Below are 20,246 nucleotides of genomic sequence, written 5' to 3' on the forward strand. Positions count from 1 at the left end.
GGTTCGCGACGTTATCTACTGAATGCGCTCCCGCCGCTAGATTCATGCTCGCATCGCACCGAACAACGCAAATCCATTTCATCGACTTTTCTCACCCCGACAACATAGAGTTCGTCTCGATCAAGCCGTCTCGACGGCTCGTTGGAGATTTTGGAAAGCACGATGTCGACCGCCGGCGTCATCAGCCTTGAACGGGACACGCCCGAGCTTGCACGGACCTACGAGCAGGCTGGCGTCCTCCAGTTTCACCATGGTAAATTCCTCATCGGGCCGCTGGCTTTGAAGTCCGGGGATCGCGTGCTCGATATCGGCGCCGGCACCGGCCGCCTGACCGAATTCGTCGCGGGACTTGTCGGCCCGACCGGGCGCGTGATCGGCATCGACCCGTTGGAGAACCGGGTCACCATCGCGCGTCTGCGCGCCTCGGGGACGCTGACCTTCGATGTCGGCCGTGCCGAGGACCTTTCGCGCTTTGGACCCGCGGAATTCGACGCCGTCTACCTCAACAGCGTCTTCCACTGGATCGCGGACAAGCGGCAGGCGCTGCGCGAGATCGAACGCGTCCTCAGGCCGGGCGGCCGGATCGGGCTGAACGTTCAGGATCCGACCAAACCTCACGAGTCGCGAACCCTGCTCCGCCAGGCGATCGAACAGGCCGGCTTCGGCGAGAGAAGCAGCGAGCCGCATCGCGTGCTCGGAGCAAGCGACGACGAGCTCAGAGCCCTGTTCGCCGAGGTCGGGTTCGTCGATTACCGAAGCGACCTGCGCTCGCTCGTCGATCTGCACGGCGACGTGACGTCGGTGCTGGGATGGTCCGAGGCCAGCGCTTTCGGCAACTTCCTTGGCAGCTTTTCGCCGGCGGAGCGGGCAGCGATCGACGCGGCCTTTGCAGCGCTAGTCGAGGCGAGGCGTACCCCGGAGGGCCTGCGCCTGGAGCGATATCTGCGTTTCGCCTTCGCGCGAAAGCCGAGGTCGCGAACGGCTCCATCCGCCTCCTAATTTCTCCGGCAATCGCATCTGGACATTCGAACCATGGGCAATCAACGGCAGCTTGTTCTCAATCTCTTCATCTATCCCGGCGGCCACCACGAAGCCGCGTGGCGCTACAAGGGATCGTCGGCGGAACGCATCCTCGACATCACCTTTTACCAGGAGCTGGCGCAGCGGGCCGAGGCCAGTAAATTCGACGCCATCTTCTTTGCCGACGGTCCGGCCCTCGCCGACAACGTTCGCTATGCCCAGCGCTTTCGCTTCGAGCCGATCACCTGGCTGGCTGCGATTGCCGCAGTGACGAAACGCATCGGCCTCATCGCAACCGCGTCGACCACTTATACCGAGCCTTACAACCTCGCGCGCCTGTTCGCCTCGCTCGACCATCTGAGCCAGGGTCGCGCCGGCTGGAATATCGTGACGACCAGTGCGCCACAAGCAGCGCAGAACTTTGGCCTGCCCGAACACCCCCCGCATCACGAACGCTACGAGCGCGCCCGCGAATATCTCGACGTGATCTCGCGGCTCTGGGACAGCTGGGAGGATGACGCGCTCGTCAACGACCCCATCTCGGGCATTTTTGCCGATACCAACAAGATCCACACGCTCGACCATGTCGGCCAACACTTTCGCGTGCGCGGCCCGCTCAACATTTCGCGCGTGCCGCAAGGCCGGCCGGTCTATGTCCAGGCCGGCGCCTCCGACGACGGCCGTGCCTTCGCCGCCCACTTTGCGGAGGCGATCTTTACCGCGCATCAAACCGTGGACTCGGCGAAGGCGTTCTATACCGACATCAAGCGCCAGGCCCGCGCCTTCGACCGCGGTCCGGATGAGATCAAGATCCTGCCGGGCATTAGCCCTTTCATCGGCAGCACGCAGTCCGAGGCGGACCGGCTCCAAGAAGAATTCAACGCGCTGATCCAACCGGAATATTCCCTGACCCAGCTGCGCCAAATGATCGGCGTCGATCTCACCGGATATGATCTCGACGGCCCCGTCCCGCGCCATCTCATCGACACCGCGAGCGCGCGCGGCGTTGCCAGCCGCTTCAAGCTGGTGGTCGACATCGTCGATCGTGAGAAACCGACGATCCGGCAGCTGGTGCAGCGCCTCGCCGGCGCGCGCGGCCACTGGGTGATTGCGGGCACACCGGAAAAGATCGCCGACAACATCCAGACCTGGTTCGAGGGCGGTGCGGCGGACGGATTCAACGTGATGCCGCCCTGGCTGCCCGGCGGCTTCGACGTCTTCGCCGAGCAGGTCGTCCCGATCCTGCGCAAGCGCGGCCTGTTCCGTGAGGACTACACCGGTACGACCCTGCGCGAGCATTACGGCCTGGCGCGTCCCGCCAGCATCTACTCCAACGCGGTCAAGGCGATCGCCTGACACCGCTTCCGCACTGACATCCCAACTCAAGACCAGTAAGAAGACATGAAGACAGCGTTGTTTCTCCTCTCCGGCCTTTTGGCTCTTTCCCCTTTCGCCGCCGAAGACGCCTTGGCACAGCAGCCCGCGAAGCCGGAGCTCCGGGTCGGCTTCGTGCCGGGACCGTATATCGACGAGTTCAAGATCGGCGTCGAGCCCGAGCTGAAGAAGAAGGGCTACAAGATCCGCTATGTCGAGTTCTCGACAGGCCTTGAAGCCAACAATGCGGTATTCAAATCCGAGATCGACGCCAATGTGATGCAACACACGATCTTTCTCGATTCCTACAACGAGCGGCAGAAGACTGATCTCGTCGGCATCGTCCACGTCCCCACCCCGCCGATGGGCCTCTATTCGAAGAAGCATCCGCTGGGCACGCCGATCAAGCCGGGCTCGAGCGTCGCCGTGCCGAACGATCCGGTCAATCTGCAGCGCGCGCTGTGGGTGCTGCGTGACCTCGGCCTGATCGAGATCCGTGATAGCAAGTCGGTCGACGTCACCGAGCTCGATGTCATCAAAAATCCCGGCGGCATCAAGATCGTGCCGCTCGAGGCCGCACAGGCGCCACGGGCGCTCGACGACGTCGATTTCGCCGCCGTACAGGGCAATTTCGCGATCTTCAGCGGGCTGAAGCTGACCAGTGCCTTTGCGCTGGAGAAGATGACCACGCCCTACATCAACGTGCTCGCGGTGAAGAAGGCTAACGCCAATGCCGAATGGGCCCAGGACATCGTCGCCGGTTACAAGTCGCCGACGTTCAAGACGGCAATCCGGGCCGACCGGTTCTATGACGGCTTCACTTTGCCCGACTACATGAAGTGAGGGGATCGCATGTTCGATTTCACGCTTGAATGGGCCAGCCGCCGCTCCGCCGCCGAGCGCGCGATCGACGCGCGGGCGATGACCGACAAGCTTCGTTTCCAGGAGGCTTTCGTCCTCCCGCTGGTCTTGCTGATCACCTTCCTGTTCGCACTGGGCATCATGACAGGAGCTCATTTGAACGGACGAGCAAACCACGCTTTGCCGTATCTCGTGTCGGGGGGCATGGGTATGCCCATGCTCTATCCCGCATCGGAGTCCTGTCGCAGGCCATCGAACCTCGGTTCCCTGCCGCGACTCCGGCAGGCTGAAGTGCTTGCGCTACTGACGGCCGACTAGCGGCAAGACTATGCCTTCCATGCTTTCGGCGCGGCGGTGGACATCAAAATCATCCATCTCAGCCGAGCATCGTGGAATTTTCCAGCCGCGCTCGCGACGACGCCAGCATGATTCAACCAAACTGATTCCGACGAGTGTGTAGCAATGTTCAATTCAACCCCTGCCGTGATAGCTTTTCCGGGTTCTCGTCCTACACCGTCGTCCGGAGTGAACATGCGCTACGTCATCTCGCTGCATTCAGGCTTCGCTCGTTTGATCGAACAGGCACGTGGATGGTTCCGGCGCTCGCTGCGGCTACGGACAGGCGGCTCGGACAACACGCAGGACGATCTCTACGAGATCTTCCTGTTCGGGCCCCACGGCTGACGCCCGGCAACGCGTCCAACTTTTCATCACACTGAGGTCTATGACATGACCGACGCTGCGTTGCAGCTCGCCGAGACTGGCCGCCGCCTCGACGCCATCGACCGCAAGATCCTGACGGTGCTTCAGGAGGATGCTTCGCTCTCCGTGGCCGAAATCGGCGACCGGGTCGGCCTGTCGTCCACGCCCTGCTGGAAGCGCATTCAGCGGCTCGAAGCCGACGGTGTCATCGTCAAGCGCGTTGCGCTGGTGGACCAAAACAAGATTGGCCTCGGCCTTTCGGTGTTCGTCTCGGTGGAGAGCGCGGATCACTCCGACGTCTGGCTGAAGCGTTTCGCCTCAGCAGTCAGCGCAATGCCCGAGGTGATGGAATTCTACCGGATGGCCGGCGACGTCGACTACATGCTGCGCGTCGTCATTCCGGACATGCCGAGCTACGACGTGTTCTACAAGAAGCTGATCCACGCCGTCCCGCTCAAGAACGTCACCTCGCGCTTCGCGATGGAGAAGATCAAGTCGATCACGGCGCTGCCGATTCCAGCGGCTGTGACGGTGGAATAAATGCTGACGAACCGCGAGCCTATGTCACGCGACGAGTTTGCCGATAGCGCACCAAAGCATCCCGACTGACGCTACCCCCTTGGACTAGAGTTTTTTGGTGAACCTACCAACGGACAGTTGCCATCGCCTGTCGCCACGCCACATATCCCGCTGCTCTCAGACATCGCGCGGCCTGCTGGAAGAGCGCTTAGTCCACTTTTCAATGTCTGCTCACAGTGGCCTTGATGGGATTTTTCTTGATCTCCCGGTGCACACCAGCGCTCGGCTTTCTGCAGAATGTCTTTTCAATTTGGTGATGCGCCACGCGACATAATGCGCCTGAGAGGACCGTCGCGCCGCCGAACTCGGGTTGACGCGCGAATGAAGCGGCAATCGTTGCGCTGTTCGGTCACGGGCAAACCTAGATCGGGCGCGTTCGCAATGAAAACAAAATGACCATCGCGTCCACTGCCCCGCCCCGACGCTTTTGTTGTCTGTCCCGAGTGAAATTTGGAATGGCCAGGTCCCTTTGTTTCGCTTCTCCTACGAGGAAACGCTGATCGTGCCGTAACGCTTTCGCGAAACGGTGACCTGATCGCGCATCAATCATCAGGGGCTCTTCATGACCGCACGTTTCCCAATGTTTTCGCTCTCCCGGCGCCGCCTCCTCGCTGCGGCCTCCGTGATTGCAGCAGCGACCGTGACGGCAACGGCGGGCCTCTCTCCGGCGCGAACTGCCGGCGCTCCACCGAGCGGCGGCGACATCACCTTCCTCATCGACTCGCTCGGCAGCACCTGGATTCCGAACAACAGCGCAATCTCCAGCTTCCAGGGCCACATCTGGGGCCACGTGACCGACAAGCTCGTCTATGTCGATGCCGACGGCAAGGTCAGCCCCTGGATCGCCGAAAGCTGGGAGCAGAACGGCGAGGCCACACAGTTCACCCTGCGCCTCAAGAAGGGTGTGACCTTCTCCGACGGAACACCGCTCGACGCGTCAGCCGTGGTCGCCAATCTCGACATCTGGTACGCAGGCCGGCGGAACGAGGGGATCAATCCGATTGGCCTCTTCCCGAAGACTTACGACCACGCCGAGGCGGTCGATGCAGCCACCGTGAAGGTTGTCTTCAAGGCGCCGACGCTCGGGTTTATCCCGACGCTCGGCTATCACGGCTCGATCCTCATCTCCCCGAAGACGATCGCGCAGCCCGCCGCGCAGCAGGCTGATCTGGCCAAGACATCCGGCAGCGGCCCGTATGTGGTCGCTTCCTGGAAAGAGGGCGACTTCGTCAAGCTGGTCAAGCGCAAGAACTACAATTGGGGGCCGGCAGCCGTCGGTCACACCGGTCCGGCCTACCTCAACTCGATCACCTACAAACTCGTGACCGAGCCGTCGCTGCGGGTCGCCGCTGTCCAGTCGGGACAGGCCGATGTCGCCTACAGCCCCTCACCGCAGGAACTGAAATCGCTCAAGGAAGCGGGCTTCACGGTCGCGACCCCGCGCTATCTCGGTTTCGTCAACGGCCTCGCGATCAACACCAAGCTGGAGCCATACAATGACTTGAAAGTGCGCCAGGCTCTTCAGGCCGGCATCAACCGGAAGGAGATCATCGACACCGTCTATACGCCTGACTGGAAGCTGGCGACGTCCTTCATCCAGAGCAACGTACCGGGTGCAACCGACCATAGCGAGCTCCTGGCCTACAACCCCGGCAAGGCGGAGAAGCTTCTCGACGAAGCCGGCTGGATCAAGGGTGCTGGCGGCATCCGGACCAAGGACGGCAAGCAGCTGTCGCTGACGCTCCACTCCAACCCCTATCTTGCGACGGCAAAGTCGATCGACGAACTCATCGCCCAGCAACTCGGCAAGCTCGGCTGGAAGGTCACCATTCGCGCCTACGACGTCGTGACGTTCGGCGAGAAGGTCCGGTTCGGCGGGCCGGCCGTGCCTGCCTACGAGGTGACGCGCAGCTTCATCGACGCCGGCACGGTGGCCAGCATCCTCACCGACGCCAACAACGGAGAGAACTGGTTCAACCTCGGCGACAGCGACAAGAAGCTCAATGAACTGCGCGACAAGATCGCCGGCGCGGCCTCTCTCGACATTCGCAATCCGCTGCTCGACGAGTTGCAGACCTACGTTCTCCAGCAGGGCTATTTCATCCCGCGCACGCAGATCGTCCAGCGGATCTACGTGCAGTCCCCGAAGCTCAAGGGGGAGGTCTACAACGGCATCGCCTACGCCAGCTATTACACGGCAACGATCGGCGAGTAATCCGCAGTGCAAACAAGCAGCGTGAGGAGGCGACCGGCATGAGAAGCGCCTACCTGTCCTATGCCGCGAAGCGCTTCGCCCAAGCCGTCGTCGTCATCCTGCTGGCTTACGTCTTCACCTTCGTCGTCGTCAGTATTTTGCCTGGTGACCCCATCACCAACGTGCTGCGCGACCCGCAGAATGGATTCAGCGAGGATCAGATCAAGGAGATCATCGCCGCCCAAGGCCTGGACCGGCCAATTCCGATCCAGCTCTGGGCGTCCTTGTCCAACTTCGTGACCGGCGACCTCGGCCTGTCGATGCGATCCAACCGGCCTGTGACAACCCTGATCGCCGAGGTTCTCCCTTCGACACTGATCCTCGCATCCGCAGCTTTCGCCATCGCGCTGCTGCTGGCGGCTACGATCGCCTACGGCACCCAGTTCCTTCCGAAACGGTTTGGCCAGGGCTTGCTGCGTGGCTTCCCATCGTTGTTCCTGTCGGTGCCGAACTTCGTGATCGGCCTGGTGCTGATCCACATCTTCGGCTTCCAGCTCGGGTTCTTTCGCGTAATCGCGCCGGACAGCTTCTGGGCGACCTTCTTCGCCGCGGTCGCGCTCGGCATCCCCATCTCCGCACGGATCACCGAGGTGCTGATCGCGAACCTCGACAACGAGTCCGAACAGGAATACGCCGCCGTTGCGCGCAGCCGTGGGCTCGGGCAGATGCACCTCTTTGCCAAGCACCTGCTCAAGCCGTCTTCGCTCCCGGTCATCACCGTCATCGCACTCGCCATCGGTGAGCTGCTCGGCGGTTCGCTGATCACCGAGACGGTGTTCGGACGCACCGGCATCGGCAGCCTGGTGCAGCGTTCGGTGAGCACGCAGGACCTGCCTGTCCTGCAAGCGGTCGTCTCGCTTGCGGCAGTGGTGTTTGTGCTCGTCAACCTGATCGCCGACCTCGTCTACCCGCTGCTGGACCCGCGCGTGAAGCTGATCGGCGGTCCCAAGGTCCGCCCGACTACCGCTGACGAAGGCCCCGCTGGCATGTCCCCGGCGGTGACATCATGACACTCGTCTCCGTTTCCTCCTCGCCACGCATCACGGCGATCAGCCGGCTGACAGCCCTTCGGGTGCCGCCGACCGTCGCGCTCGCATTCGCCGTCATCGCGATCGTAATCGCCTGGTCGCTCGCGCCGAGCTTGTTCACGAGTCATGATCCCGCCAGCGGCGTCCCCGCTGACAAGCTGCTCGGCCCCAGCGCAGCGCATTGGTTCGGCACCGATCACCTCGGTCGCGACCTCTATACCCGGGTCGTCTATGGCACGGCCTCCTCGGTGACGAGCGCGCTCATCGCGGTCGTCATCGCCGCGGTTGCCGGCGGGCTCATCGGCCTCCTGGCCGGCTTCCTCGGCGGCTGGATGGACATCGTGCTCGCCCGCCTGGTGGATGTGCTGCTGGCGATCCCGAACTTCCTGCTGGCGGTCATCGTCGTGACCGCGATCGGTTTCGACACCACGAACGCTGCGGTTGCGACCGGCGTCTCGGCGGTCGCCGTGTTCGCGCGGGTGATGCGCTCGGAAGTGATCAAGACCCGGCAGGCCGTTTTCGTCGAGGCATCGTTCCTGATGGGCGGCTCGCGCTGGCACATTCTGTTGCGGCACGTGCTGCCGAATGCATCGCGCTCGGTGCTCCCGCTCGCGGTGCTGCAGTTCGGCCTGTCGATCCTGGTGATCGCCAGCCTTGCTTTCCTCGGCTACGGCGATCCGCCTCCCGCCTCCGACTGGGGCCTGCTGATCTCGATCGGCAAGGACTACCTCAAATGGCCGTGGCTGGTGTACGCCCCCGCCTTCGTCACGATCGCGACCGTCCTCTCCGCAAACAGGATCAGCCGATGGCTCCGCAAGACAGACTGACCGCCACGTTCACCCGCGTCGCGCCGACGCCGCTGCGGTCGATTCCGCAGCTCCGGGTCGACGGCCTGTCGGTCTCCTATGGCCCGCACGAGGTCGTGACCAACGTGAGCTTTGAACTCGGCCGCGGCGAGAGCCTCGCCCTCATCGGGGAGTCCGGCTCCGGCAAGTCGACGATCGCCCGCGCAGTGCTGCGGCTGCTCCCCAGCGGCGGGCACGCCACCGGCCGCGTCGCGTTCGACGGCCAGGAGGTGCTGGGGATTTCCGAGCGCGGCTTCCGGCCGTTGCGGGGACGAGCCATCGGGTTCGTCCCGCAGGACCCTGCCAACTCACTCAACCCGGTACGGACAATCGGTGCCCAGGCGCAGGAGGCGGCTGCGCTGCTCGACGAGCCCGACAAGACGATCCGCAAGCAGCTCATCCTGGAGACGTTCGCCCAGGTTGGGCTCGACAACCCCCTGCGTGTCTACGACTCCTACCCGCACCAGCTGTCCGGCGGCATGCTCCAGCGCGTGCTGATCGGCCTTGCGATCCTGCCACGGCCGGCACTGCTGGTCGCGGACGAGCCGACCTCCGCGCTCGACGTCACGATCCAGAAGCGGATCCTCGACCTGCTCACGCGGCTGCAGCACGATCTCAAGATCAGTCTGCTGCTCATCACGCACGACCTTGCAATCGCCGCCGAGCGAGCGGACGCGCTCGTGGTGCTCAAGGACGGCGTCATCCAGGAGGCTGGCCGGACCGCTTCCGTCTTCTCCTCGCCGGCGTCGGCCTACGCAAAGAAGCTGCGCGCGGATGTCCCGGCCCTCAACCCCGACCGTTACGCCGCACTGCGCGACACGGGCTTCCGTTCCCGCGAGACCGGCCAGGCACCGAAGATCGAGGTCAGCGCCGTCACGAAGACCTTCACAGTCGACGGCAAGGCGCTGACGGCCGTCGACGATTTGTCGTTCAGCGTCCCTGCTGGCACCACGCACGCGCTGGTCGGCGAATCGGGCTCGGGAAAGACCACGACGGTCCGGCTGCTGCTTGGACTGGAGGGACCCGACACCGGGAGCATCTCCGTCGCAGGCGAACAAATCACCGGCCGCTCGCCCGAGGCACTGCGGACGGTGTGGCGCCACCTTCAGTTGGTCTACCAGAACCCGTTCACCTCGCTCGATCCGACCTGGACGATTGAGCGGCTCGTGCGCGAGCCGCTCGATCGATTCAAGATCGGAACGCGAAAGGAACGGGATGAGCGCGTCCGCGAAGCGTTGGCCGATGTCGGACTTGGCGAGCACCTGCTCTCCCGCAAGCCCGGAGCCCTGTCAGGTGGCCAGCGCCAGCGCGTGGCCATCGCCCGGTCGCTGGTCCTCAAGCCCGACGTGATCGTGCTCGACGAGCCCACCTCCGCGCTCGACGTCAGCGTCCAGGCCGGCATCGTCGAAGTCCTGCTCTCGCTACAGGCTACTCTGGGCCTGACCTACGTGTTCGTGTCTCATGACCTGGCGCTGGTGCGTCAGCTCGCCCACACCGTCTCGGTGATGCATCGCGGACGTATCGTCGAACACGGGGCCGTCGCCGACATCTTCGACAACCCTCAGCAGCCCTATACGAGGTCGCTGCTGGCGTCGATCCCGTCGGGTGGCGACGATATCGCGCACATGCGCACGCGCGCCTTCGGTTGATCATGACCGCGGATTGAATAAGCCGCGAAAGGCCCCTGCCCGCTCAGTTCTCATCATCCAGTGCGAGCACGGCAAAGCTCGCGAGCCAGTGCTCTCCCATGTAGTGACCGGCGATATGGGGGAGGCCTGCGGCCAGATGCTCGCGCGCCGCTTCATGAGCAACGACGCGGCGGGGGTCGCCTGCCGGCAAGGCGTCGCCGAGAGAGCGCCAGCACCAGGCGCGGCTGAGATTGAGCCCGTCGAGATGAGCGATCTTGCCGTCGGTGCGATCGGTGACCGTCGCAGGCTTGAACAGCGTTGCCGGCCGTCGTTCGACCAGCCGCGGCAGAAAGCGATCAAACCAGGGCAGGAACGCGTCCGGAGGCAACAGCCGCCGCATGCATTCGGCCTCGATAAGAGCCGAGGACTGGAAATCGTCGCCGCTCGGCTCACCCCAGGCGGGGCAGTCGCTGTCTTCACCATACCAGCGCTGGCCAGTCTCGTGCAGCAACCTGGCGAGCGCTTCATCCTTTTTGATGCCGGCGTAGTCTGCCGCCATCCGCAGGCCAAACGCCGTATTGAAATGGGTGCCGACGCGTACGGGATAGAACGCCAACGGCAGGAAGTCGCGAAAGCGTTGCGCGATGATTTCGGCCAGCGGCGCGAGATTGCGGCTCCAGCGATCGTCAGGATGGAGCGCCAGTTCAGTCGCGAGCTTCAGGAGCCAGGCCCAGCCATACGGCCGCTTGAAGCCGCGGGCAGTCGGGCGGGCGAAGTAAGCACGTTCGGCGGCGACCTTCTCGGGCACGAATTGCGTATCGAAGAGGGCGCGGATGTCGGAGGCTGCCGCAAAGTCGGGAAACCTGCGCAGCAGTCGCGCCAGCATCCAATAGCTGTGGACGCAGGAATGCCAGTCATAGCTGCCATAGAAGATCGGATGCAGCTGGCTCGGCGTGCGGGCATCCGCAGGTTCAGCCAGCGCGTGATCAACGTTATTGGGATATTCGCGCCCGACATGGCCGAGCGCGATGTTGGCAAAATGCGAGGCATGTTCGCGGGTAAGACGGGGCGTGGTCACGGCTTGGCCTTTCCAGTGTTCCGGCCGATCAATGTCTCGATCAGGCGCGGCAGGAGGTAGATCGGAAATTGCGTCGCGGCGAAGTATAGTGCCATGCGTGGCGAGGCGGCAGCACCCAGCGCCGACCAGACCAGGCCGACATTACGGTTGCCGAGGATGAGCCCGACGGTCAGCCGCTGGCTCAAATTGCCCGGCAGCAGCACGGCACCAGCTGCTTGAAGGGCGATATTGCAAGCGAAGGCGAGCCCGAGGCAGAGCATGGCGGCCTGCACATCCGCCGCGATCTGCGCGCGAATGTCAGCCATCGTCGCCGCCGCAAAGACGAGAAGCGCCGCGACGATGATCCCGTCGACCATCCCGCCATGGGCCGCCAGCACCGGGGCTGCATGCCGGCGGACCAGGAAAGCCACCCCTTCGGCGCCGCCGATCAACAGCGCCAAGCGAAGCGCGAGCTCGAGCGCGCTGATCTCGAGTCCGCCGAACCAGCCTGCAAGAAGCGGCACGGTGACCGGAGCCAGCACCATGGACAACACCGTCACCACGAGCGGCACCGCACCGTCGAGCCCGAGCATGCGTGCCACTGCTGCCGTTCCGCTCGATGGCGGCGCCGAGACGGCGAGCACCGCCGCAAGCGCGATCTCCGGACCAAGGTTCAAGGCGTGACCGGCAACACCGATCACGAGCGGACAGGCCACCATGACGACGGCCGGCAAGAGCACGGAAAGCGACGGCCGTCGCAGCGTTGCGACGACGGCCTGACTGTCGATCCGCAACAGCGTTCCCAGCACGATCAGGAAGATCGTGGTTGGCATCAGGGGGCGAGCGAGGTCCGCAAGAGCCGGAAAGGCCAATCCGAGCAGGACGCCAAGTGCCAGCAAGGTCGGTCCGCGCGGGATGAAGTGCAGGAGTGAAGACCGCATACGCCGCGCCCAATCATGTCGTCTCCGCCAGGAGACCACACTCCGCATCATTCTTGAAATCGATTGTTACTATATCTATCATCGTTCAAATGAATTTGGCTTCCGTCGACCTCAACCTCCTGGTCGCCTTCGAGGCGCTGATGGAGGAACGCCATGTGACCCGCGCCGGCCAGCGCATCGGCCTGGCGCAACCGTCCATGAGCAGCACGCTGACGCGGCTGCGTGCGCTGTTTGGCGATGAGCTCTTCGTGCGCTCGGCCTCCGGCATGCAGCCGACGGCCAAGGCGCTGGCGCTGGCGCGACCGATCAGCGACGCTCTGGGGCAGATCAGGGGCGTGCTCGAACCCACATCAGCCTTCAATCCGGCAACAGCCCGCCATCGCCTGTCTATTGCGGCGACCGACTATGGCGACCTCGTCGTGGTGCCGCGACTGGTCGAGGCGTTGCGGCGGGAGGCACCTGGTATCGATCTCGTGGTGCGCCCCATCATTGATCCGGCCGCGAGTGTCGCGAGCCTGGAACACGGCGATGTCGACGCGCTGATAGGTGGCCATCTTCCCGCTTCCCCGCGCATCATCCGATCCACGCTTTTCACGGAGAGTTTCGTCTGCATTCTCGACGCCAAGCGCGCCAAACTGAAAGCCCGTCTCACCAAGGACGATTACACGCGGCTTCCGCATGTGCTGTTCTCCTCCGCCGGCGGCGACGGGCTTCCCGGCGCAATCGACACGATGCTGAGCCGGCACGGACGCAAGCGCCGGACCGCGATCACGCTCGCCCATGTCGTCGCGGTGCCGTTTGCCGTCGCAGGCACCGATCTCGTGGCAACCATGGCCGAGCGCGTCGCGCGCCGCTTCGCGACAGCCGCCGGCGTGTCTGTCGTTCCGATTCCCTACGATGTGGAACCATTCACCATCGACCTTCTCCACACGCGCCGCGCCATGGCCAATCCGGCGCTGCGCTGGTTCATCGAGCTGGTCAATCGCGTCTGCGGGACGCTGTAGCGATCGGCGGGCCGGAAGCCGGCTGCTATTTCCGCTCAATCAGCTGCGCGATCTCCCAGACATGGCCTGAGGGGTCGGCAAAGGATGCAGTTCGTCGCCCCCACGGACGGTCGATCGGGCCATTGAGCAGATCGACGCCAATCTCCCGCAGGGCCGAGCAGACCTGATCGACGTCGACGACCCTGATCGTCAGGAGTGCGCGCGCCCCTGCGGAGGACTGCGCGACACGCAGCGGCTCGACAAGCGGCGGTGCCTGAGTCGCGTCGAGAAGGTTGACCAGGAGCCCACCAAATCGAAGTACGGATGAGACCGCATCCTCCCAGACCGTCTCGGATGTGAAAACCTTGGCGTAAAACGCTTTCGACGACGCAATGTCATCGACGAACAATGTGATGACTTCAACTTCGCTTGGCAGACCATTGACCATGTCGCCCTGCTCCTCACCGTTGCTGCGGCAGCCTGCACAAGCGTGACAAGCCGCCTGCCGCTATATCTCACGATGTTAGAGCATGGCGCAATTCGGCGAGCCGGGTCATCGGCCCGGCTCGGAAGCCTCGATACCTAATTGAATAGATCCGGTTCCGCCTCGGTGATCCAGTCCCACAACGGCTGGAAGCTGAAATAGCCGCCCTTGTGCGTTCCGACCTGCCGCGAGGTCAGGCTGGCGATCTCGTGCGGGATCGGCTTTGGCGTTCCGGCGGCTTCCACAAGCAGCTGGGCGCGCGCAGCATTGTCCATGGCGATGTACCACCAGGCGGCAGCCTCGATGGTCGGTCCGACCGTGAGCAGGCCGTGGTTCTGCAAGATGGCCGCCTTCTTCGATCCCAGCGCCTGCGCGATCTTGCGGCCCTCTTCCGCCTCCAGCACGACGCCGGAGAACGGATCGAACAGCACGTGATCCTCGTAGAAGGCGCAGGAATCCTGCGTCAGCGGATCGAGCAGGCGGCCGAGCGCCGACCAGGCCTTGCCATAGGTCGAATGGGTGTGCGCGGCCGCGATCACCTCAGGATGCGCGGCGTGGATCGCGGAGTGAATCACGAAGCCGGCCTGGTTGATCGGCTTGTCACCGATCAGGATGTTGCCATCGTGATCGACGAGCTGAAGATCCGATACCTTGATCTGGCTGAAATGCTTCGACAGCGGATTGATCCAGAACCGTTCGGGAAACTCCGGATCGCGCACGGTGACATGGCCTGCGAGCCCCTGATCGAAGCCGTAGCGCGAGAACAGGCGGAATGTTGCGGCAAGCCGCTGTTTGCGATGCAGCCGCTCTTCCTCGAACGTCGCGGCCGGCGTGCGCTCGACCAGGGAGTACTTCTTGGGCTTCTCGACGACCTTGTTCATTGTGCCTTTCCTTTTTTAGTATTCGAGATTCTTGTCGAAGACGTCGGCCAGCGCCACGCCATGGGCGTGGGCGTCGAGGTTGACCAGCGTCTTGTCGGCCAGCCGCTTGGCATCCTCGCCACCCGTCCATGACACATGCGGGGTCAGGACGACCTTGGGATGGCGATAGATCGGATCGCCCTCCGGCGGCGGCTCGGGATCGGTGACGTCGAGCGTCGCGCCGGCAATCCGCCCCTCGTCGAGCGCCTGCAACAGCGCACCCTGATCGACGATCCGCCCTCGCGCGACATTGATTAGGTGCAGCGACGTCTTGGCCCGCGCCAGCACATCGGCGTTGATCAGACGCGCGGTCTTGGTCGTCGCCGGCAGAACAAGGACGAGATGATCGGAGACCGCGACCAGCTCCTCGATGCTATCAACCGGCTGGATGCCTGGAAGGACATATGGCCAGGCCGAGCGCCTGAGAACCCTGATGTTGACACCGAACGGCTTGGCCCGTTCGGCGACTGCGCGGCCGATCGCGCCGAAGCCGGCAATCCCGATCGTCTTGCCGGTGAGCGAGCCCAGCGGGCTGATCTTCCACTGCTCGCGATTGCGCGGCCGGATGTCATGGATACGCTTCTCGAAGCCGAGAATCGCCGCAAGGACATATTCCGCGATCGGATCAGCCGAGATGCCGCGGCCGACCGTGACCACCGGACCGTCGAGCAGCCATGCCGGAAAGAAATCGACTCCCGTCGATGCGGTCTGGATCCAGTGCAGGCCGAACGGCCAGCCGGCCGGCTTCTCCGCAGGCGCCTTGTGCCAGCCCACTAGCGGCCGCGTCAGCAGCACGTCCGCTTCGGGAGCAACCTCCCAGGGCGCGCGATCGGCGGGATGATCGATGATCAGCGGGCGCGACCAGTGATCGACCAGCGCCGCACGAATGTCCGGGCCAAGCTGATTGACGATAATCGGCGATCGCACGCTGGTGGAGGCGCGCTGGCTTTCAATTCGGGGAGTGTTCATGTCACGCAGTCACGATGGCAACGATCCGGATATGCTAGGCGTTTGCGGCAAGATAGTCCTTTCAAAGATGACGGGTGTCTTGCAACAAGAGGACGACGCGCTTCGGCAAGACAAAAGGATTTGTCTCTGGAGCCCTGGCGCCTCTACGGGGGCTCGCGCCCGACGCGGCAAAGGCTCGAACCCGAGCCCCGCTGATTAAGAGCCAGTTGGTCCCATCCCCAAGACGTCGCGTCATTGATCAAATAGGTCGCAGTTAGCTGCGTGAGTACAAAGCAGCTGCGCTTTCCGCGACCAATCCGCCTACTTCAAAAACGCCTGCTCACGTTGGCCTGCGCAAGATTTTTCTCGATCTCCCGGTGCATACGTCATGCACACGCCGCCCTTTAACTGATTGAAACAATCTAACCCTCGCTCCAATCCATCACGGGCCACTTTCGGCTAACAACAGCGAAGAAGAGCGAGCCCGGTCTAACGTGAACCGCTCGATGCCGCAGTCGGTCGTCGCGGCGCTTCCTGTTCAGGAGTCGAATCTAATGGAGTGACCTCGTGGAACTCGAATACCTAACGCAGGAGGGCGTTTCCGCGCTGGCGCAGCACAAAGCTTAATTTCGCGACAGCAGGGCATCACTGATCTTCTCGGCCGCCATGATCACGGGGATGTTGGTATTGGCCGTCGGCAGCCGCGGCATGATCGAGGCATCCGCCACAAAAATGTTCTCGCTGCCGATCACCCTGCCCTCGGACTCGACCACCGCCATCCGGTCGGCGGGATCGCCCACGCGGCATGTCCCCACTGGATGCCAGACTCCGAACACGCTTTGCCGTACGAAGGCTTCGAGGGCACGGTCGTCGGCAAGCGTCGCCTGGAAGGCCGTGCCGTTGAGCAGCACGAGCCGGATCACAAGCGCCCTGAGGCCCGCGGGTATGTCGAGCATTGGCCCGAGGATGGACGCAACGATGCGATTGACGGTGCCGTACCGGCTCAGCCGCTTGATACGCGGAGAAAAGGAAGCCGGGAAGAAATCGCCCGCCTCCGGGTTGAGCGCGGGATGAACGACAAGTTTCGCGAGCAGCCGGACGGCCGCGACCATCCGTTCGAGATCGCGTCGGTCGGACAGCAGGTTGAAATCGACCACTGGATAGGTTTTCGGGTCGCGGCTCGCCAGCATGAGCGAGCCGCTCGAATACGGCCGGTTGCACCAGAGAAAGTAGAGACCAAGCCGCGTGCCCAGCGCATGCCACCCGCCGCGCGCCGAGGCCGTGATGTACATGTCGGAGGCGTCGCAGCCGGGATGTTCGGACGAGAAGCGCATCGCCGCGAAATTGGGACGCCGCCGGGCAAGCGGCAAGCGCAACCGCCGCGGCAAATATTGACAGAAGGTCAGTGCGGGGTGATCGCGCAGATTGCTGCCGACGCCGGGCAGATCGATCGCCACGGGAATGCCGAGCGCTTGCAGCGCCGCACCCGGGCCGATGCCCGCCCGCATCAGGATCGCCGGCGATTGCAGCGCGCCTGCGGTGAGGATGACACGGCCGGCGCCAATGGTGAGCTTATGACCGCCGCGCGAAACCACCACGCCCGTCGCATGGCGGCCGTCGAGCTGAAGCTGCTCGACCTCGCTCTCAGCCCAGATCGTCAGGTTCGGTCGCGCACGCGTTGCTGCGTCGAGATAGCCGGCGGCGGTCGAGACGCGCCGGTCGTTACGGTTCGAAAACGCCGGCGGAAAGATGCCGTCCTCGAATTCGGCGTTCTGGTCTTTCCGGAACGGCAGGCCGGTTGCCGACAAAGCCTCTCCCACGGCCTTGCCAAACGGCGGCATCGCCTCGCGCGCGATGCGGCGGATCGGGATCGGGCCGTGCTTGCTGTGCAGCGGGCCGTCGAAATCCAGATCAGTCTCGAGCTTGAGGAAGTACGGCAGCACATCCGCCCAGCCCCAGCCCCGCGCGCCGAGATCGAGCCACTCGTCATAGTCGCGCGGCAGGCCGCGATTGGCCGATTGCACGTTGATGCTGGAACCGCCGCCCATCACCCGCCCCTGTTCGTAGGCGCGAACGACCGGCTTGCCCTCGGCATTGCGGCCGGCGGCCGCTGACAGGCCCGGCCAGATGTATTTGTCGCCGAAGAACAGCGTCATCGGATAGCTGTCGAGGATTTCCGGCGGCGTCGCCTCGGGCGGCGTGTCCATCCCGGCTTCGATCAGAAGCACGCGGCGGCTTCCGTCTGCGGAAAGCCGATTGGCGAGCACGCAGCCCGCCGATCCGCCACCGACGATCACGTCGTCGAAATGCAGCCCATCCATTCCCGTCTCATCGCGCAATTCGATGGATCGGCGCGGCCACGAATGCGGCCGCGCCGATTTGGCTCAGCGGAAGTTACCCTTGGTCTCGGGGATCACGACCGCACCAATCAGGTAGATCACGAACACGCCGACTGCGAAGTAGGCCAGCGACATCGGGATCTCCGCAGGGCTGCCGCTCACCAGCGAGACGAAGGTCGGCATCATGCCGCCCAGCGCAAAGCCGATGTTCCACGACAGACCCGTGCCGCTAGCGCGCAACGCGGTCGGAAAACGCTCGTTGAGGAAGATCAGCACCGGCGCATAGCCGGCATTGCCGATGAAGGCGATCGCGAGCGCATAGAGCGTGATTTGCGTCGTGTCCTTGGTCGCCGCGAGATTGAGATAGCACAGCGGCAGCAGCACCGCGGCCAGGACGCCGATGATGAGGAACGTCTTCTTGCGGCCGATACGATCGCTCAGCGCGCCGACCAGCACGGCCGAGAAGAACGCCGACACGCTAGCGCCCATCAGGATCAACGACGAGGTCTGGTTCGGGACCGCATTGATGACTTTCAGGAAGCTCGGCAGATAACCCGAGGTCAGATAATAGCCGGCACCACCGCCGAAGGTGATGAGAAGGTTGACCAGCAGCACGCCGCGATACTCGCCGGAGAACACGTCCTTGACCGGCGCCTTCGAGACCTTCGCCTGCTTGTTACCCTGCTGGCGCTTGAGCTCCTTGAAGTAAGGCGACTCCTCGAGGTTGCGGAAGATGAACCAGCCGAGCAGCGAGCTCAGCAGCCCCGAGAAGAACATGAAGCGCCAGCCCCACACCGCGAAGGCATCGCCGGGGAAGATCGAGGACGTGATCAGGAAGATGAAGGACGCGAGCAGCGCGCCGATGCCGGCGCCACCGCCGCCGACCAGGCCCGACATCGCGCCGCGCCATTGCGCCGGCACAGACTCGGTGCCGATGGTGTGCGTGGAAGCCACGACGCCGCCGACGAAGATGCCCTGCACCAGCCGCAGGATCAGGAAGATGATCGGCGCGAGAATTCCAACCTGGGCGATGGTCGGCAGCAGGCCGAAGGCGGCCGTGCTGATGCCGACGCCGATGATGGCGATCAGCATGGCCTGCTTGCGGCCGTGCACGTCGGCATAATGCCCGAACACCGCCGAGCCCAGCGGCCGCATCAGGAGCGTCACGGCGAACGAGCCGTAGACCGCAGCCAGCGACAGCGCTGGGTTGCTCGACGGAAAGAACAGCGCGCCGACGACCGGCGCCACGTAGAGCAAAATGAACAAATCGAACAGATCCAGCGCCCATCCGAGCACCGATGCGATGATCGCATTGACCATCTGCTTGTTATCGGCCGACGCCTGTGCGCCCGCGACCGGCATATCCATCTCAGCCATGTTGTTTTACCTCCCCCGTTTTGATAGAGCCGCGGCCCGCGTCATTGCGAACCGCGGCAGTTTTGTCGCGCATCAGTGCCCGGTGAACTTCGGCGGACGCTTGGCGTTGAAGGCTTCGACGCCTTCCTTGAAGTCTTCCGACTGGCGCAGGCGGCTGTAGCAATGGCCTTCGAGCTCGATCGCGATGGCGAGCGTCGAATCCTCGGTGTCGTTGAGGAGCTTCTTCGCCGTGCGCTGCGCCAGCGGCGAGAAGGTGCGGAGCTCGTCGACCAGCTTGTCGGTCGCCTTCTCCAGCTCGGCATCCGGCACGCATTCGGTGGCGATGCCCCAGTCATAGGCCTGCTTCGCCGAGATGCGCTTGGAGCGCATCACGATGTCCTTGGTGCGAGTGATGCCGACCATCTTCTGCAGGCGCGCCGAGCCGCCTGAGCCCGGGATCTGGCCGAGCTTCTGCTCCGGCAACGCGTACTGCGTGGTCTCCGAGGCGATGCGGAAGTCGCAAGCGAGTGACAATTCGAAGCCCACGCCGAAGCAATAGCCGCGGTTGGCAACGATCACGGGCTTGGCGCAACGCGCAGGCGCGGCGATGTTCCAGGCGAGCTTGGAGACGTGCTCGGGGCTCGCCTCCATGAAGCCGCCGATATTGCCGCCGCTGGAGAAATGCTCGCCCTCGCCGCGCACCACGATCACGCGGACGCGCGGATCCTCGTCCAGCGTCTCGAAGGTCAGGCGCAGCTGGTCACGCTGCGGCATCGCCACGACGTTGTAGGGCGGCCGGCCCAGGATGATATCGGCCCGCTCATGCGCCTCATCGATCTCGACCTTGAACCCGTCGAGTTTTGCGAGTCGAGGATCGGTAAAATTGTAGGCTGACGGCATGTTGGTTTCCTTCTGTTGATTGTTGAT

19 protein-coding genes are annotated in these 20,246 nt (G+C 63.8%); 11 read left to right on the forward strand and 8 right to left on the reverse strand.

Translation table 11 applies throughout. The annotated features are described in order from the left end of the window. Positions 1-162 precede the first annotated feature (162 nt). From AB7G19_RS27500 to AB7G19_RS27545, 10 genes are all read left to right on the forward strand, one after another. The gene (locus tag AB7G19_RS27500; RefSeq protein WP_439034500.1) at positions 163-999 is read left to right on the forward strand and encodes a class I SAM-dependent methyltransferase; all 837 of its coding nucleotides are present in this window, start codon (positions 163-165) and stop codon (positions 997-999) included. 33 nt (positions 1,000-1,032) lie between these two features. Next, the gene (locus AB7G19_RS27505; protein WP_441268405.1) at positions 1,033-2,376 is read left to right on the forward strand and encodes an LLM class flavin-dependent oxidoreductase; all 1,344 of its coding nucleotides are present in this window, start codon (positions 1,033-1,035) and stop codon (positions 2,374-2,376) included. 45 nt (positions 2,377-2,421) lie between these two features. Then, complete coding sequence (locus AB7G19_RS27510) at positions 2,422-3,237, forward strand: MetQ/NlpA family ABC transporter substrate-binding protein (protein ID WP_439034498.1); 816 nt, start codon at positions 2,422-2,424, stop codon at positions 3,235-3,237. Positions 3,238-3,246: 9 nt separating this feature from the next. Further along, positions 3,247-3,573: a hypothetical protein gene (locus tag AB7G19_RS27515; RefSeq protein ID WP_439034497.1), complete on the forward strand. Its 327-nt coding sequence runs from the start codon at positions 3,247-3,249 to the stop codon at positions 3,571-3,573. 213 nt (positions 3,574-3,786) lie between these two features. After that, positions 3,787-3,939, forward strand: coding sequence for a hypothetical protein (locus tag AB7G19_RS27520; protein WP_439034496.1), 153 nt, complete (start codon positions 3,787-3,789; stop codon positions 3,937-3,939). A 45-nt stretch (positions 3,940-3,984) separates the two neighbouring features. Continuing rightward, positions 3,985-4,497, forward strand: coding sequence for an Lrp/AsnC family transcriptional regulator (locus AB7G19_RS27525; protein ID WP_441268406.1), 513 nt, complete (start codon positions 3,985-3,987; stop codon positions 4,495-4,497). Positions 4,498-5,098: 601 nt separating this feature from the next. Further along, entirely contained in the window at positions 5,099-6,751 is a 1,653-nt protein-coding gene (locus AB7G19_RS27530) for an ABC transporter substrate-binding protein (protein ID WP_439034494.1), read from the forward strand. A 38-nt stretch (positions 6,752-6,789) separates the two neighbouring features. Further along, positions 6,790-7,800, forward strand: a complete 1,011-nt coding sequence (locus tag AB7G19_RS27535) for an ABC transporter permease (RefSeq protein ID WP_439034493.1) — start codon at positions 6,790-6,792, stop codon at positions 7,798-7,800. After that, on the forward strand, positions 7,797-8,645 hold the full coding sequence (locus AB7G19_RS27540) for an ABC transporter permease (protein ID WP_441268407.1): 849 nt from the start codon (positions 7,797-7,799) through the stop codon (positions 8,643-8,645). Before AB7G19_RS27535 ends, AB7G19_RS27540 begins: the two co-directional genes overlap by 4 nt. Next, a complete protein-coding gene (locus tag AB7G19_RS27545; RefSeq protein ID WP_441268408.1) occupies positions 8,624-10,312 on the forward strand; it encodes an ABC transporter ATP-binding protein in 1,689 nt (562 codons plus the stop codon). The genes AB7G19_RS27540 and AB7G19_RS27545 overlap by 22 nt, the downstream gene beginning before the upstream one ends. Before the next feature lie 43 nt (positions 10,313-10,355). Here the strand turns inward: AB7G19_RS27545 and AB7G19_RS27550 are convergent, their stop codons facing one another. Continuing rightward, positions 10,356-11,369 carry a DUF2891 domain-containing protein gene (locus tag AB7G19_RS27550; RefSeq protein WP_441268409.1) on the reverse strand — a complete coding sequence of 338 codons (1,014 nt, stop codon included), beginning with the start codon at positions 11,367-11,369 and terminating at the stop codon, positions 10,356-10,358. Continuing rightward, a complete protein-coding gene (locus tag AB7G19_RS27555) occupies positions 11,366-12,289 on the reverse strand; it encodes a hypothetical protein (protein WP_441268410.1) in 924 nt (307 codons plus the stop codon). Before AB7G19_RS27555 ends, AB7G19_RS27550 begins: the two co-directional genes overlap by 4 nt. Positions 12,290-12,378: 89 nt before the next feature. Here AB7G19_RS27555 and AB7G19_RS27560 point away from each other — a divergent pair, with 89 nt between their 5' ends. Beyond that, on the forward strand, positions 12,379-13,293 hold the full coding sequence (locus tag AB7G19_RS27560) for a LysR family transcriptional regulator (protein ID WP_441268411.1): 915 nt from the start codon (positions 12,379-12,381) through the stop codon (positions 13,291-13,293). Between the two features lie 25 nt (positions 13,294-13,318). On the opposite strand, the gene AB7G19_RS27565 is transcribed toward AB7G19_RS27560, so the two are convergent. The 6 genes from AB7G19_RS27565 to AB7G19_RS27590 all read right to left on the reverse strand — a co-directional run bounded on the left by AB7G19_RS27565 (position 13,319) and on the right by AB7G19_RS27590 (position 20,219). Continuing rightward, positions 13,319-13,720: a VOC family protein gene (locus AB7G19_RS27565; protein WP_441268412.1), complete on the reverse strand. Its 402-nt coding sequence runs from the start codon at positions 13,718-13,720 to the stop codon at positions 13,319-13,321. 134 nt (positions 13,721-13,854) lie between these two features. Further along, complete coding sequence (locus tag AB7G19_RS27570; protein ID WP_441268413.1) at positions 13,855-14,637, reverse strand: class II aldolase/adducin family protein; 783 nt, start codon at positions 14,635-14,637, stop codon at positions 13,855-13,857. 15 nt (positions 14,638-14,652) lie between these two features. Beyond that, on the reverse strand, positions 14,653-15,645 hold the full coding sequence (locus AB7G19_RS27575) for an NAD(P)-dependent oxidoreductase (RefSeq protein ID WP_441268414.1): 993 nt from the start codon (positions 15,643-15,645) through the stop codon (positions 14,653-14,655). 602 nt (positions 15,646-16,247) lie between these two features. Beyond that, on the reverse strand, positions 16,248-17,945 hold the full coding sequence (locus tag AB7G19_RS27580) for a GMC family oxidoreductase (RefSeq protein ID WP_439034486.1): 1,698 nt from the start codon (positions 17,943-17,945) through the stop codon (positions 16,248-16,250). Positions 17,946-18,008: 63 nt separating this feature from the next. Then, complete coding sequence (locus AB7G19_RS27585; RefSeq protein WP_439034485.1) at positions 18,009-19,340, reverse strand: MFS transporter; 1,332 nt, start codon at positions 19,338-19,340, stop codon at positions 18,009-18,011. Positions 19,341-19,412: 72 nt separating this feature from the next. Continuing rightward, positions 19,413-20,219: an enoyl-CoA hydratase/isomerase family protein gene (locus AB7G19_RS27590; RefSeq protein WP_439034484.1), complete on the reverse strand. Its 807-nt coding sequence runs from the start codon at positions 20,217-20,219 to the stop codon at positions 19,413-19,415. Positions 20,220-20,246 lie beyond the last annotated feature (27 nt).

It is taken from the genome of Bradyrhizobium sp. 215_C5_N1_1 (genome assembly GCF_052075935.1).
Taxonomy (GTDB): Bacteria; Pseudomonadota; Alphaproteobacteria; order Rhizobiales; family Xanthobacteraceae; genus Bradyrhizobium; species Bradyrhizobium barranii.